This is a genomic window from Exiguobacterium acetylicum (genome assembly GCF_022170825.1).
GTDB lineage: Bacteria > Bacillota > Bacilli > Exiguobacteriales > Exiguobacteriaceae > Exiguobacterium_A > Exiguobacterium_A acetylicum_B.
The window spans coordinates 1,367,336-1,383,529 of the sequence record NZ_CP081878.1 but is presented as its reverse complement, the minus strand read 5'-3'; the positions used below and the strand labels follow the sequence as shown (position 1 = coordinate 1,383,529).

The 16,194-nt window shown below is 45.5% G+C and carries 13 protein-coding genes; 5 read left to right on the top strand and 8 right to left on the bottom strand.

The genetic code is table 11. From position 1 onward, the window contains the following. Window positions 1–5: 5 nt before the first annotated feature. The 7 genes from K6T22_RS07090 to K6T22_RS07060 form a co-directional block, all read right to left on the bottom strand. Window positions 6–1,010 carry a DUF2716 domain-containing protein gene (locus K6T22_RS07090; protein WP_238239674.1) on the bottom strand — a complete coding sequence of 335 codons (1,005 nt, stop codon included), beginning with the start codon at window positions 1,008–1,010 and terminating at the stop codon, window positions 6–8. Window positions 1,011–1,063: 53 nt separating this feature from the next. Continuing rightward, window positions 1,064–1,543 (bottom strand): hypothetical protein, encoded by a 480-nt coding sequence (locus tag K6T22_RS07085; protein WP_238239673.1) that lies wholly within the window; start codon window positions 1,541–1,543, stop codon window positions 1,064–1,066. Between the two features lie 10 nt (window positions 1,544–1,553). Next, entirely contained in the window at window positions 1,554–2,726 is a 1,173-nt protein-coding gene (locus tag K6T22_RS07080) for an SMI1/KNR4 family protein (protein ID WP_238239672.1), read from the bottom strand. 41 nt (window positions 2,727–2,767) lie between these two features. Then, window positions 2,768–3,352, bottom strand: a complete 585-nt coding sequence (locus K6T22_RS07075; protein ID WP_238239671.1) for a hypothetical protein — start codon at window positions 3,350–3,352, stop codon at window positions 2,768–2,770. Between the two features lie 111 nt (window positions 3,353–3,463). Then, window positions 3,464–4,186: a DUF2750 domain-containing protein gene (locus tag K6T22_RS07070; protein ID WP_238239669.1), complete on the bottom strand. Its 723-nt coding sequence runs from the start codon at window positions 4,184–4,186 to the stop codon at window positions 3,464–3,466. Between the two features lie 30 nt (window positions 4,187–4,216). Next, the gene (locus K6T22_RS07065) at window positions 4,217–4,873 is read right to left on the bottom strand and encodes a hypothetical protein (RefSeq protein WP_238239668.1); all 657 of its coding nucleotides are present in this window, start codon (window positions 4,871–4,873) and stop codon (window positions 4,217–4,219) included. A gap of 29 nt (window positions 4,874–4,902) precedes the next feature. After that, on the bottom strand, window positions 4,903–5,442 hold the full coding sequence (locus tag K6T22_RS07060; RefSeq protein WP_238239666.1) for a hypothetical protein: 540 nt from the start codon (window positions 5,440–5,442) through the stop codon (window positions 4,903–4,905). A gap of 302 nt (window positions 5,443–5,744) precedes the next feature. Between K6T22_RS07060 and K6T22_RS07055 the strand changes: the two genes are divergently transcribed. From K6T22_RS07055 to K6T22_RS07035, 5 genes are all read left to right on the top strand, one after another. Further along, window positions 5,745–5,984 carry a hypothetical protein gene (locus K6T22_RS07055; RefSeq protein ID WP_238239664.1) on the top strand — a complete coding sequence of 80 codons (240 nt, stop codon included), beginning with the start codon at window positions 5,745–5,747 and terminating at the stop codon, window positions 5,982–5,984. Window positions 5,985–6,093: 109 nt separating this feature from the next. Next, window positions 6,094–6,480 carry a hypothetical protein gene (locus K6T22_RS07050; RefSeq protein WP_238239663.1) on the top strand — a complete coding sequence of 129 codons (387 nt, stop codon included), beginning with the start codon at window positions 6,094–6,096 and terminating at the stop codon, window positions 6,478–6,480. A 176-nt stretch (window positions 6,481–6,656) separates the two neighbouring features. After that, window positions 6,657–8,549 (top strand): glycosyltransferase family 2 protein, encoded by a 1,893-nt coding sequence (locus K6T22_RS07045; protein ID WP_238239662.1) that lies wholly within the window; start codon window positions 6,657–6,659, stop codon window positions 8,547–8,549. Window positions 8,550–8,691: 142 nt separating this feature from the next. Continuing rightward, window positions 8,692–10,266, top strand: a complete 1,575-nt coding sequence (locus K6T22_RS07040) for a glycosyltransferase (RefSeq protein WP_238239661.1) — start codon at window positions 8,692–8,694, stop codon at window positions 10,264–10,266. A 160-nt stretch (window positions 10,267–10,426) separates the two neighbouring features. After that, on the top strand, window positions 10,427–13,951 hold the full coding sequence (locus tag K6T22_RS07035) for a CDP-glycerol glycerophosphotransferase family protein (protein ID WP_238239660.1): 3,525 nt from the start codon (window positions 10,427–10,429) through the stop codon (window positions 13,949–13,951). A gap of 56 nt (window positions 13,952–14,007) precedes the next feature. On the opposite strand, the gene K6T22_RS07030 is transcribed toward K6T22_RS07035, so the two are convergent. Further along, complete coding sequence (locus K6T22_RS07030) at window positions 14,008–16,035, bottom strand: acyltransferase family protein (protein WP_238239659.1); 2,028 nt, start codon at window positions 16,033–16,035, stop codon at window positions 14,008–14,010. Window positions 16,036–16,194: the final 159 nt, after the last annotated feature.

Here is a 16,194-nt window from a genome sequence, read left to right as displayed (position 1 = left end):
CTCAATCACCCTCTTCGGATTTCATTCATAAAAATGTCTGTCCCTTGGAACGCAGAAATCATATCTTCTCCAAACATAGTGATACTACCCTCCCACGGATGACCGAGGTAACCCCATCGGAAATCGCGAGCGATGAAAAAGGAATAGTCGCCATCTGGAACGGCTGGAATCATCCAGTCTCCTTCTTCATTTCGAAGAAACGGACGTCTTGGGTCAATCCAGTATCCTTGATGATTCCAATCGAGTGCCATAACGCGTTCTCCGTCAACGGTCAGCTCAGTCAGAATACGTTTTAGCTCCCGCTCGATCTCTTCTCGTTTCTCATAATCCACTTCGTATGTAATGAACGGACTTGGGGCATGGAAGGATGGAAAAACCGTCGTACTAGGCGAGAATTGAAATTGTTGATCGATGACGTGCCACACCTTTTCGTCCTCCGCTTGCGTCATCGGAATCCAGCTCCACGGTTTCCCCTCACCAATCAAATCAAACGTCGCTCCTTCAGGATAGAGAACGGTGTACACTTCTCCTTCTTGTACTGCAATTTTTGGTTCGTCTTGTACATCGCGTGCTTTCATTTCTTCAAAGATCAGTGCGACGGCTGCTTCGACATCAAGGACATAGTAAAAGATATTTGTCGTACCACTACCAATATCTCCTCCTTCGCAGTATCCGTTCCCCATATGAAGCAAACTATCATTGATTACTTCTTCCATCATGTGACGTCGCTCGAGTGCTGCTTCTTCCTGACCTTTCTCATAAGAAAACTGAACAACCAGTCCGGTATAATCGGTCTCGTTCAGCTCGCGGTAACCTTGCCGTTCTAACTCCTCAACCAGCTGCAAAATCTGTACACCTAATCGTTTGAAGCGAGAAACGCGCATCTGTTTTACGTCTTCTGCTTTCACCCACGCTCCAACGATCCCTTGATGCTGCACAATGGTGCGTCCTTCCGTATAAATCGTTTGGTAGAGCATATCTGAGCCGTTTTGTTTTGTCAGCTGTATCATATGGCTTCTCCTTAGACTCATTATATTTTCAGTTTCGTCACTCTTTTCTTTATTCACTCCCACTGACACGATACGCTTTGATACGTTTCAAACTGTAGATACACGAGTTGATTCGTACCAAGGTGAGTGAGTCTGAGTGATTGTTGTGATGGTTGCGTGTAAGGCAATTCGAATCTGACACCTTCGACTTTTTTCAATAAAAAATAAGCCCAGTGCCGATCGTATTCATTCTCGGACAGTGCCTCCCATAACGCATCCTTACAATGATTCGCCTCGTAGGTATACAATTTCATGATCGTATTCTCTGCTATCAAGGGTAACTCCGAGAATACGGGAGGGTTCGGAATTCGTGGTTTCTGAATGACCAAGGTATAGCCATCTTTCAGAAGACGATCCAATTGTTCTCGGCTATCCGAAATCTCCTCTTCGATGACAGAAGCCGGAAGTTCTCTGATCCTGATCGGTAATCCCACATCATATTCAAAAGGATCTTCGAGTGCGAGTAAGTCTTCACGAGAATAGATTATTTTCATGAGATCATCCTCACATTCTTTTATGTAGTGCTTTAAGGTTACAAGCGCGCCATGCATCACGGACGATATCTTGGAAAGTCGTCGCTTGGCGTTTGAGTTTAAGTGTCCGGTAGTCAAAACAATAGACGGCTTCTTCTGGTCGCTCTTTCAATACCGCATAGTATTCATCCTGTCTAAACGACGATCCAAAAAAGAAATACTTGTCACGGATCGCATCGAACTCGGTTAACGCGTATTCCTCGAGACTGACGGAGAGATTGCCTTGGATCTCATGCGATAACCCGTTCCAGCTCGTCAGCGGAATACCATATAAGTTCAACTCTTCGGCAATACTTACACCGTTACAAACCCGTAAAATCTCTTTATACCAATCTGGAATCGTGAAATGATTGGTCTCAAACGCTTGAATACGCGCTTCTGGACAGGAACTCTCCACTGCCACTTGATAGTTTTGAATGGAGGATGAATAATCATACAAATACAGTTTGTGCTCCACCTTCTGACCTTCGATCGGAATACTGTACTTCAAGGATTTTTGATCGTTCACATAAAATAATCGCATCGCCTGAAGGATACTCGTAAGAAAGGCATCGTCAGGCAAAGCAGTGTTCTGATGATTCAGTCGTGGTACGTCGACGTCTTCCAGCGATATTTCTTCCCCGTCATCGTGCTCTTCAAAATCGTCATGTTCTCCGAGGACGATCGCGATACCTGTCACGTTCCCGTCTTCTCGTCGGACGAGGACTTCATAGTGTCCGTCCCCCATCAACTGAACGGCGACACCGAACGGAAACAGAAAGATCTCGTCTTCCATCATTTTGTCTGAAATCGCGATATAGAACGGGTCGATTTCTTCGTCGAACTCCAACGTATTTCGAATCTCCCAGTCGATGGCTTCCCGTCTTCCGTAATCCGCTATGTTCATAACGACGAGCTGCGCTGAATCGACAACGACTAGATCGGATAACGGCTCGAAATCGGGTGGATCCATCTTCATTTTTTCGTTCACCGTCAGGTAAAGCAGATTGATTGATTCGAACTCGTCTTCGTCATAGAAGACCGTCCAAATCGAACCTTGTTCAACCGGAATCGTCACGTTGTATTCTATATCTGGCTCAAGGAAAGCCGGGTCCGAGACGATTAGATTGCCTTCCTGACTTGTAAATTCACCTAGTTTTTTCATGGTTTATAACTCCTTAGATCCATTTATATTATCCTTCACTTTTATTCAGACGATGCGTTCAATTTGATATGTTGTTTTTTGAAAAGATATAACCATAACAACATCCCTGTTCCAATCGATAGAATCGGAAATAGATGTGGAATATACTGCACTTGTCGAAAACTGATATGCATCAAGAAGTAATCGATGAAACAGATGACACGTAACCATAGCGGTAACTGATTTTTACTGAGGAATGCTAAGAACATCAGAATGATACCAATACTTAATACGACGATTGGCAAAATAGTGAACGGAGTCACGAACTGGAACAGACCGAGCCCCATAAGAAGATAAGCGAGCCATGACGTCCGTCTCCGAAACTTCTCGCGTTCCTTTCGTCCGGGTTGCATCCCGTAAATATCATCTTGTCTATATCCTTCCGCCTGTTTCTCTGCAACTAATTCTCTCAGTCGTCGTTTTGCTTGACGCCGAAATGTATACCGTTCTTCGATTGAATCGTTGACATCTTGATCGAGTTTCCATTGCTCGGTGACACCGTGATACATCTGAATTGTCCGTCCATCGCGGTACATGAACCAAAAATAGGTGATGCCATCTACTTGTTTACTGAGTGTGACGATCATTTTTTATCATCCTTAATCCATTAAGTTAATCTTCTACAGTTTTTGTCCATGGCGATAGATAAGCCACACATCTGACATTCCATCGACTTGTTTCAAAACGCCAAAATCCTATTAACCTTCTAAATCGGCTAAGACATCTTCCGGGTCAAGCTCGAGTCCGACGAGCTCTGGTCCCCAGTTCAAGCCACAATACAGTCCGTCGTCACTCATGTTCGGTAACCAGCCATCCATGAATAAATCTAGCTCCAAACGAATCAAGTGATAGTTCGCCCATTCCTTCGTTTGCAATGACTTTGCGGCTTCTTTTGTCGAAAAGAATAACAGTACGTCTGTCTCCTCTTGATTCGACGGACAATATGCCCAGCCCGACTGTTCAAACTTTGATAAACCATAGACAGTTCCTGTCTCAATAACCGTTTGTACGAAGAGTTCTGCTTGTTCCGCACTCTGCTCCATTTGTTGTTCCTTTTCAATGAACGCCTTCAACGTCGGTGCTATCGGAAATAACTCTTGTTCCTCGTGGTCCCACAAGACGATCGTCTCTGTGTCCGGTAACTGATATCCGAGTTCGTCACCTGTTCCGTCCGCCGCAATCCGCAAGAACCCTTCTGGATAATCTTCTGCATCCTCCGCATTGAAACGAACGAGGTCGTCCCATGTCCGCTTGATATACTGCTCGTCCTTGATCGGATGAAACTCCCATTCGCCGACGCTGAACTTGTTTTCACGTTTGTATCGGTTTCGTAGTTCTTTAGGAAGCTCGAAGCCGAGTACTGCCTCTACCTCTTTTAGTCTTTCTTCCGTGACACCAGGTAATCCACTCTGATATGTCATTCTATATGACTCCTTTTATCTTAAATTCAATTATTCGAAAGTATTTAGTACATGATCAATCTGATACTCCGTTGGTAAAACCACTTTTAGCTGATCGACGGTTTGAAAAGCATCTCCATTCGAAAACCACATGAAACCGAGCGCATCATGCGAAGGAAGGAGAAACGGTAGTCCATCACGTGCATCAATTACATGCGTGTATTTCGCTTCTTTAAAGATCCATTTTCCAGAAGTTTTCAACTCAAACGCGGATCGAGCGAACGTGATAAGGTACGTTTCACTATAAGCAGACCGAAAGAAAGACTCTTTTAAGACGAAACGTAAATCGTTCGCATTCAACACTTCGATACAACAGTAAAAGCTGGTGCGTCGCTGATCGCCTTCGTACCGCGGATGTTCGCAGCACACGAATGGTCGCGATTTTAAACGCTCTAAGAGATCCATCTCATCTTCCATCTTCTCATCAAAATTAGTCGTGATATACAAAGGAAAATGATTGTAGCGAACTAGCGTTTCATACAGTACTTTTTCCGTCAATTCACTCGTAAAGACACCTACTGTATGGTCAAAACACATGATTTCGTAGATAGTTTGCAGTTGACTAAGCACATTAATTTCATATATCCGAAGCTTTCGCTGAATATATTTTGTCTGAAAGCCTTGTTCAAAGATTGTCAGCTCGTTCATCCTGTCCCTCCTACCTGTGTCGTCATTGCTCAATTTTTCCGGTTAAAATTTTTTCCTGCCGGATAGAGCCCAGTCAAGCGTCTGCCATAATGAACCTTTGCCTGCCCCATTCGGATTTTCTTCACATTAAACTGTTCCTTAAAATAATCAATGACGGGTTCGACGATATAAGACGGTTCCAAGACATGAAGGACGAATTCGATCGTCTCTGGACCATAATCATCCTCAACAAAATAACCGTTTCCGATTTGAAAAAGAAATCCGTTGAGGTCTTCTTCAATGTTCGAACGATGTTCACTAATAAGATCATATTCCTTATCCTGACAAAAGATCTCGACGACAACTTCGTGGTAATCCGCTTCTTGAACAACGGTGTATCCGTCTTGTTCTTTCTCAGCTACGAGCTCTCGAATATAAGCATCCAGATTAAAAAAGCGCGAGAACTTCTGCTCGCTCATTGGTTCTTCTAACCGCTCTCCCATGATGCCGTGAAACGTGTGGAGTGTCCGTCCATCCTTTTCGAACAGCCAAAAATGATTCTGACCGTTAATTGGTTTGATGAGTTGCATATTGTCACACGATCCTTTACGTAATAAATCGATGAAATTTATAGTGTCTTATCAATAGTTGTTTTCTTAAAATTAATTTCTCTACTTCATTATAAAATCTATAACCATTTATGGGAATTTTTATTTTTTTGCGAAAAAGCGCGCCCTCTTTGTTTATTCATACAGGCAGAGCTACCATAAATCAAAATCCAATTCAGTCGATATATTCCAATTTGATTACAATTCAAAATTAACGTGTTTTTATGTAAGCGTTATCATTATACTGAATACGGTACTTATTCTTTATTTAGGAGTTGGATCAAATGGATACGGTCATCAGTCATTATTCGAAATTTAAGTGTCCGCGCTGCCGTGAGAAATTCAAGGATGAGATTCTGATTGAAGATTTACATAGTGTATCGTACGAAGAACGCCGCTTAGGTATCGAAATTCAGTATGATTTCTCCTCGGAAGTCGCTTGTCCGAACTGCCATCATCAATGGCCCATTGAAGGAAACGTCTGGGAGTATCCTGAAGGCGTCATCGATGCCATCGAACTATAATGTGATCACCATGAAACACTTCCCTTTTTCTCAAGTGCACTACATATGAAGTACTACCTTGATGTACACTATCGTTAATACAAAAAGTGTATTTCGGAGGTGTTCGCATTTGAAAGTGAAACTTTTATCGATACTGCTCTTTCTGGTAATCTGCCTAGCGGGATGCAGTGATTACGATCAAGACGGAAATACGACGAGTGAGAAAGCAAAACAGAAATATGATGCAGCCATCAACCAAGTCTTTAAATCTGAAAACCAATACTTAACGAAACAACAGGACAACCGACAATTGAAGAGAAATACCGGTGAAACGGGCGTCATCGTTTATGAGGATCAAGGTCTCATTGAAATTTATTACGACCAATTATCTGGACGAGAGACAGCCATTTATCAAAAAGACGGATCGACTTACGTGCGAAAGACATATACGAAACAAATCAACAATAAAATTGATGCTTCTGAAAAAAAATACCTTGAGAACATTGGCATCAAATGATTCCAATCCTATAAGGCTACTGTGTTACTTGTTTAAATGGTCGATGACTCTATTCTATAATGGAGTCATCGACCTTTTTCGTGTTTTCTTACCCTTCTCTTTCATGCAGCCATCCGTTTTGTGGTACAGTTCAGTTGGTATTTTTTTAAATATTTTGTTTAAGGTGGGAATTCCTATTGGAAAAAATCATATCAATCATCATTCCTGTATACAATAAAGCCGCTTACTTATCGACTTGTATCGAGTCAATTCAGGCACTCACGCTCTATTACTCAACAATCGAAGCGATTTTCGTTGATGACGGTTCGACGGACGAATCGTTATCGATTCTCCATACGGCTGCCAAAACGATGGATTTCATTCGCATCATCGAACTCCCTGAAAATACGGGCAGTCCTGCACAACCGCGAAACGTCGGAATTGAAGAAGCGACAGGTACATACGTCACTTTCTTAGATGCTGATGATCGCCTTGATTCGGTCGGATTCCCTCAACTCGTCGCACAAGCCGCTTCGAACGATGCCGATATCGCATTCGGTCAAACAATCAAACATACCGACACGTCGATTCAAAAAGTTGGTCGCTTCGCATCGTTTACGACAGCGAATCAGCTGGTTCCGTATGAAATCGACAAAGTGTTCCGCGCAGTTGGACCTCCAGGAAAAATCCTAAAGCGCTCCGTCTTGATCGAGCATAACATCCGGTTCAGTCCGATGAAGTTCGGTGAAGATAAACTCTTCTTCTTTGAAGCCATCTCAAAATGCCAAACGGCTTCGATGAATCCGGCACCGGTCTATCACGTCAATCGATTCGCGATGAATGATTCGCTTGTCGGGCAAACAAGTATTTTCGAAAAGACGGCCTTCAATTTACAGGTGCTTGAAAAAACGCTCGAACTTGATATTCCAGCAGTCGCTAAAACGCATGCTTTGAGTCGCTTGATCGAGATGGACTTCCTCTCCCGACTGTTCAACAACAAGCGTTTCCTTGAGCATCCACAACATCAGACCTTTTTCGACCTGTTCCACGAGATGATTGCCGTCTTTGAACGCCATAATGCAGATCCGGCGGATTTCATTTTCGATGACATCTTCCAAAAACAATACGCCTTGCTTCAGCAAGAAGATTACGACAGCTTCGTCGCCTTCATCACGCTTCTTGTCCAAAAACATAAAGCACCGCGTTATACATCGGAGGGTCGTCTCTATTACCGGATGCCGGAATCGTTACACCATCTCGGACCTGTCCTTGAGCCGTTCTTCGCTACGTACGCCGGCACACGACTCGTCGATGACGTCTTTTATGAAGTCGTGCAATTGCTCAAAGACGACACAACTTCAGTCGATCACGTTCTCTTGATTGCGCCTAACGACGAAGCAACGGAAACCGACGTTCCGTTCCGCGTCAAAGGGAACGAACTGTTCATTCCGACAGAGGCACTCGAACGGCATTCACATCCATTCCAATTGATGCTGATCCATGACGACTATCATCCGTTCGTCGTGCGAATGACGTTACCAAGTAGTGTCGACGGGATGCATTTGCATTATCAGCAACTCAAAGCCGAATTTCGTCCAGAGGAACAAAAATCACCGTTACAGAAAATCGACGCGACGAAGTATCATGTCGAAGCACCAACGCAAGTTGTCGTACTCGAGAAAGCCTTCTTGTATGATGACCTCGAGTTCGAACATAAGCAGACGGCTCTTGAAGTCGGTCAACTCCTGACGATCAGTGATCTTCAGTTGACGATTGCTGGCACACCACGACTCGTCACTGCTGATGGGGCTTACGTCACGGCAAACAAAAAATATGTCCATCTCCCACCTGCGATTGATGACGAGACCTATCTGACAGTACCGCCGAAAACGGTCCGGATTTTGAAGACATGTAAACAGTACGCCGATCGTGACTTTAAAAATGAACTGCCGACGAAAAATACACCCGACACGGTACTTCAAATTGAGAAGGTCGTCCTGTCATCGAAAGGAACACCACGTTTGAAAACGGCTCAGGATACGTACATCACAGCCAATCGATCATTCGTTCAATCCGTCAATGAAGCTTAACGTTACGCCTAGGGACATCTCCGTGCCCCTAGGTTCCTTATTATTCCAACAAATTATGCTATAGTATGGGCAAGGTTCACCAATGTGACCTGCATTTCATGTCGTCGTTTAAAAATTGTAAGCGCTATATAAGGAGATGCCTATGAAACGAGATTTGTTTTTTACATTGAACATGTTAGCTGCCCAGCGTGGTGGTTTATCAAAAGCAGTCATCAAACGAGCGAACGCCATCGTCGCCGCTGATCCGGAGCGAAACGTGACACTCGTGACGTTAGGAATTCAACCGAATCTTGAAACGATACGCCAAGAGATGGTCGAAGCACGGTTGCTTGACGCTCGCGTTCAGGTCGTCAACGTCATCAATTATTTAGCCCGTCGACAGCCAGACAAACGATCCGTCGTCTCTTCAAAAGCAGAACTGATTCCACGCTGGAAAAAACGGTATACGTTATTCCTCGATGCGAGTCGCGCGGAAAAGGATTCCTATCGGTTGTTCGACAATGGTACATACGTCCAGTACGCCCGGTTCGATGCTCATGATCAGCTCGCTTTCATCGATTATTTTTCAGAAAATCGTCATCGCCTGCGCCGCGAAGAATATCTCGCTAACGGTCAGTTGGTTCAGACGATCCAGTACTCGTTTACGTCGAACAAGCCGGTCTCTCGTTCCTTCTTCCACAGTGACGGGACGTGTTATTTGACGATTTGGCATAAAATCAACTCGACAGACTGGAGCCATCTGTTTTATTTCGAAGCCGGTCAGGAAAAACAATTCAATGATCCAGCAACCTTTAATACGTTCGTCTTGAACAAAGTGTTAAGTCAACATGAAGCGGTATTGATTTCTTCTGAATACCGGGATCGTCTTGCCAACCTTCCGAAAAAGAACTTGGATGCGGTCATCCTAGACATCAAGCATCCGAATATTAAAAAGATTGCCTTCGGGCATAGTAATCACTTCGTAGCACCATTTAACGAGACAGCAACGGTCAGTGGTGTCTGGGATACGTTATTTGGTCGCCTCGACGAATGGGATCGAGTCATCACGGCAACACCTCGGCAACAAGCGCATATGACCCATCAATTTGGTCATTCGAAAACGTTCCATGCGATTCCACACGGTGTTGGTGCGGTGCCGGAAGCGGATTACACATCACTTCCTGAACCTGATCCGAATCGGTTTATCGTCGTCTCGCGCATTCAAATCAAAAAGGATGTCGCTGCGAGTGTCAGAGTCATGCGGAAGATCGTCGACCATAATCCGAACGCCTTCCTCGACTTTTATGGTTTTGGTTACAACGACCAGCTCGAAAAGGATCTCCACGCTTTGATCAAGGAATTGTCATTGACGAAACAGATCCGTTTCAAAGGGTTTGTCACGAACATTCAAGACGCTTATCATGGTGCCGTCGCAACGATCTTTACGTCGCAATCCGAAGGGTTCGGAATGGCGATTCTTGAAAGCATGGGCTACGGTGTTCCGGTCATTGCCTACGACGTTTGTTATGGTCCCCGTGAAATCATTGAGCATGGAACGACTGGTTTTATCATTCCACCTGGAGATTCGTCAGCCTTTGCTGACGCAGCGATTCGCTTGATGGAGCAACCATCCCTCAGACGTCAAATCGGCGAAGCAGCGCTACATTCGATTGATCGTTTCTCGGATGATGTGTTTACGACAAGATGGCTCGCGCTTTTGAACCAGCTCGACGAATAGTTCGTCGACCTCCTCCCCTGTGAGGAGGTTTTTTCGTGTATCCGTCAAAGTCAGTATTGTTTTTCAAAAATTGGGATGTTTTAGCTGGTGATTATGATAGAATGCTAATGGAAGATAACGCTTTCATAAAACATCATCTAGTAGGAGGTTCCTTGATTAAATGCTGTTTAAATCTGTTCTCCGGGCGCTCCAATTCGGGCACACCGTACTTCCGAAAAAACAGAAGAAACTCAAACGATCGGCATTAAAAGAGTCGTTACAGATTCAATCTTCGCCGACAGACTATACGCTATCCGGTCAATTGAATGACCCGTTATTGACGATCACGTCCTTACTCATCCGCGATCGCTTGCAAGAGACGGTCCTTGAAGTGACCAACCAACAGCACGATCATCGCTTCACGTTTCAGCTGCCGCATACGCTCGTTGCGCAATTGAGTCAGCACGCTGCTCACATGCAGGAAGAACCAGACATCCCGACGGTCGAGGAGGATGGTCTTGCTGAGATCGAGTCCGTCGAAGCGGATCAAGACTCACCCTATCCGGTCGGACGGTTTTCCCTTTGGCTTAAATTCACGAAAAAAGTCGAACATCTCACACCGGAGCAACTACAGAAATGGGAAGCTGACGGGTTACCGAGCCATGCTACGCTTGACGCGTCCGCCTTCACTCGTGAAATCCTGTTAGGACGGTTCGTCGATACGAAGATCACGGCTCCTCTAGCGCCATTGATGGATGAGACGTTCAATGAATTCGTCCACTTGTATACGGATTTAAAAGGCAATCTGCGTCTGTTGCTGAATAAAGAACCGCAAATCAAACCTAAAATCCAAATCGATGCTGTCCGCAACGAGACGAAAGCGACGACCGTCATCAGCGGGAAAGCTTTCACGCGCCATGCGTTCATCAAGACAGGACGGTTACTCCTCGTTCACCGCGAGAGTGGCGCTCAAGTGCCGGTCGCGATTGATTGGCTGTATCAAAATGAGACGAGTGCGAAAAAATTCGGATTGTATCGTTATCACTACACGGCGACAATCAACTGGTCGCAACTCTATCAAGCATCGCAATTGCAAGAAGGCGTCTACGATGCCTTCATCGCACTCGATTTCTATCATCGGTCGGAACCAAAGTTGCAACGTCTCGGTCGCGCTCGCTACATCACACGTCAATTGACACCGGAAGCATTAGGGAAAGATGAGACGTCGACGATGCACATCATCCCGTACTATACGGTCGGTCACCGGAATCTATCGTTTGAGATGACGGAGTTCACGAACGAAAATTACGCTTATTTGAATCATTTGATGACATTTGCTCCCCTCTACCGGCTGTTCGCTGAAAAGAACACATGGCTTGTCGGAGAACGTCCGTATAAAGCGCAGGACAATGGCTATCATTTCTTCAAATACATGCGCGAGAGCTATCCGGAGCGACCGATCTATTACGTCATCGATCCGACATCAAACGAATATGCGCAAGTCGCTCCGCTTGGAAACGTCTTGCCGATCAAATCGAAGGAACACATTTATCACTCTTTGATGGCGAAGAAGGTCATCGGGACACATCACGCCGAGTACTTGTACCCGCTTCGCTCAGAGCCGTTCAAACGAAAGATGCGCGCGGATCGTGTCTTCATCCAACACGGGGTTCTCGGAACGAAGAAGATGAATGATCAGTACGGGAAATTTGCCGCCGCCTTCGACACGGATTTGTTCCTTGTCAGCTCGGAGCGAGAAAAACGACTCGTCACGCAGGATATGGGATATGCCGATCGAGAGGTCAAAATTACTGGTTTGTCTCGCTTTGATGCACTCTTGAACGACGACGTATCGGTCAAACGTCAGATGCTCGTCATTCCGACGTGGCGGTCGTGGCTACAGACGCCACTCCAGTTCTTCGAATCGGAATACTATCAGCAGTATCAAGCGTTCTTATCAAGTGATCGTTTGCACGCGTATGCGAAACAGCATCGTCTCGAGATCGTTCTTTGCCTGCATCCGAACATGCAACAATATTCAAGTCACTTCGAGAACTTACCGATCACGGTCATCCACCAAGGCGAACGTGATGTTCAAGGGTTGTTAAAAGAGAGCCTGTTGCTCGTCACCGACTACTCCAGTGTCGCTTTTGACTTCAGTTTCTTGAAACGACCGGTTCACTATCTCCAGTTCGATCCGAAACGCTTCATCGGTCCACTCGGTTCGTATCTCGATCTCGAGAACGAATTACCAGGTCGAATCTCAAAAACGATTGATGACCTGTTCGAGGATCTTGACGCAACGGCACGCCGTGATTTTGAGATGGATGACAAATACAAACGACGGGCTGACGTCTTCTTGACGAAAACGGATACGACCTATTCCGATCAGGTCTATCAAACGATCACGAACTACACGAAACAGACGAGCCTCGTTGAAAAGATCCAGACGAACGAAGCGGCGAACATCCTCTTTAAGATCTATCGCCGAAGCCGGTTCTACTTCCCGACGATGAAGGCAGGATATCGACTCATGCAACGCGTCTTACCGGTCGATCCGAAACTCGTCGTCTTCGAGAGCGGACTCGGGAAACATTATGCGGACAGTCCGCGTTACATTTACGAGGAACTGAAGCAACAAGCGCTTGGCTATAAAGTCGTCTGGATCTACAACAAAAAGCTCTATCTCGGTGATCCAAATGCAAAAGTTGTCAAACGCTTATCTCCTGCCTACTTCTATTACATGGCGACAGCGAAATTCTGGGTCAACAATCAGAATTTCCCGCATTACATGACGCGACGGGAAGAGACGACGTACATCCAGACGTGGCACGGTACACCTTTAAAGAAGATGTTGTTTGACTTAGATGAGATCCATGGACGGGACGAAGGCTACGTCGAGCGCGTAACGAACGCGATCAAACAATGGAGCGTCCTCTTGTCTCCGAGCCCTTACGCGACGAACATCTTTAGAAATGCGTTCCAATATAGCGGTCCTGTCGTCGAATCTGGTTATCCGCGAAACGATCTCTTCTTTACGGCGAATAATGAGGCGACGATCGAACGGATTCGGACGCAACTTCAACTGCCGGAAGACAAGAAGGTCATCTTGTATGCACCGACGTTCCGTGACCATCAGTCGCTCGGTAAAGGAAAGTTCTACTTCGACTATCCGTTTGATTTCGACCGGGTCGCAGAAGCGCTAGGCGAGGAGTATGTCTTCTTGATTCGGACGCACGTGCTCATCACGAAAAAGCCGAAGATTCCAGCGCAGCACCGGGAACAATTCATCGACGTGACGGCGTATCCAGATATTCAAGAACTGTACTCGATCACCGATTTGCTGATCACAGACTATTCTTCTGTGTTCTTCGACTTCGCGAACATGAATCGTCCGATGATGTTCTATGCCTATGACCTCGATCTTTATCGGGATACGTTACGCGGCTTTTACCTGGATTACTACAATGACCTTCCGGGACCAATCTTAGAGACGGAAGAAGCATTGCTTCACGCCCTATCAGACATTCCGCGTCTAACGAAAATGTATCAAGCACAACTCGATACGTTCCGTGCGACGTACGGTCCGATGGAGGATGGTTTTGCCGCTTCTCGTGTCGTCAATGCGTACTTCGGAACGAATTCAAAGGTTCGCGCTGAAGCCCTTGATTTACTCGAACAACTAGACGGCAGTTACTCTGTTTAACCTATGATACGAAAAACGGCTTGCACCCTTTTCTGAATGCAAGCCGTTTTATATGCTTATTTGCCCGTCGCTAACTTTTCTGCGAGGACCTCGTTGAGCTTTTTCTTAAACATCGGAGCAAAACTTTCCGCGTACGTATTCGTCATGTGGCTGTTGTCGCGATAGATGACGACATTGCCGATGACAGGGCGATATTCCCCTTTGACGTGGAAGTAACGCGTCAAATCCAACTTATAGAGTGATTGATTCGTTTTTTCAAACTGTTTCCAATACGTCTCATCCGTTTGATTCGGTTGTGTGTTCATCCGTTTCGTCGTATCAGCGATGCTTGTCGTTTCCAGTGCCTCGAGCACGTTGAAATCGTACCGTGGATTATCCCGAAGCGCCAACCCATCAATGCCATACTCGTCTTTGACGAACTGCATCTGATCGACCATTTGTTGATGGATGCTGTCTTTTGAAGCATCCGCTGCTGTCACGTGCGAGATGATCAAATCAACATCGGCATCTTTCAAGTAGTTCAAGACGTTCTGATTCCAGATGCCTTTTAACGAGTCCGATTCGTACCCGGTCGAAAAACGTGTTCCCGACCGCGTCAGATTGAGCAAACGAATGTCCGCCCCTTTGACCGCTTCATGCAAGGCACCAAACCATTGCTCTGAGTGCGAGCTACCGACGAGTGCAATCGTTGCTTTATAATCCTTCGTCTTCCCGTATTCCCCGACCTTTGCTTCCGTCTTTTGTAGCCCTTGGTTGCTACCATCCGTATGGACGAGTGGCAAGTCGTTAAAGACGTTCGCATACGATGGGAACGGATCTTGTTTTGGTACAGTCAGTGCCTGTTCGATCGCTAAGGCACCTGGATATTTATTCTTGCTGACAGCTTGTTTTAGCTCTTGCTCTTCCATGTAAGAGAGTCCAAGTAATGACCCGATCAACAAGACGTTGACTGACAACATCAACCCTAACTTCTTGAACGCGGTCCGGTTGACGGTCGCTGTCCGAATCGGTTTTTCAATCCATTCCGTCATCAGGTAGGATAAGCCGATCGACGAGACGATGATCAATGTGCCGACGAGCAGACCAGGTGTTTGTTGGACGTTGTAGCGATAGAACTCAAGCAGTACCCAGTGCCAGAGGTAAATCCCGAAGGCAATCCCACCGAGCTTGACCATTGGCTTAGATCCGAGGAATCGTTTTAATCCGAACCGTGTCTCTTGCGTTCCTGATAATACGATCATTAAGGCACATGTCATCGGCCAGAGTGCGATATAACCAGGGAACATTTGCGAGACATTAAACAGGACACCGGTCGTTAGCAATCCAATCAGACCCACCCATCCGATGATCGTCGCCACTACTTTCGGGACACGAATCGCGGATAAGTTCACGCATAACAAGCTACCTAAGGCAAATTCCCAAACGCGCGTCGGTGTAATGAAATACGCCCAAGGCTGATTGACTTCTGTCAGATAAATCGAATATGCAAGTGACGTGACAAACAAGAACCCGAGTAGACCATTGAGGACGGCTTTGATCGACCGGATCTGATACTTGTTCATCATCCATAAGATGAATGAGAACAGAACAAACCAAATCATATAAAACTGCCACTGGATCGATAATGCCCAAAAATGTTCGACGGGTGATTTCATTTGCGTCGCGTCCAAGTAATCGGTACTTGAAACGGCGAGTTGCCAGTTTTGATAGAAGAACATCGAGGCGACGACTTCACGAATCGTTTTACCGAGAATCGATGCTGGTAATAAAAACGTACTTAATACTAAAACGACGCCTAAAATGAACAAAACGGAAGGCAACAGTCGTTTCAGTAACTTTGTGACGTACGGCAGGAACTTAAACTCCCCTGTCCGGTTAATCGTTGAGATGATCGATGTCGTAATCAAAAAACCTGAGATGACGAAGAAGACATCGACTCCTCCAGAGACACGATTGAACCAAATATGATAAATCGCAACGAGTAAAGCAGCTACCGTTCGTAACCCTTCGATTTCTGGACGAAACCGACTTTCGATATCAATCCGCTTCGGTCCAGACTGACCAGATACTTTCCATTCTTGCATACTTCTATGTCCCTCCAACTACTCCTACGCTAACGAATCCTAATGATCGCAACGCATTTCTTGTACAGTTCGGTATGTACTCACCATATTAAGAAAACGTTTCCATTCACTATGATAGAACATATTTCAAAAAATACAATGCTAATGAACTATATTGTC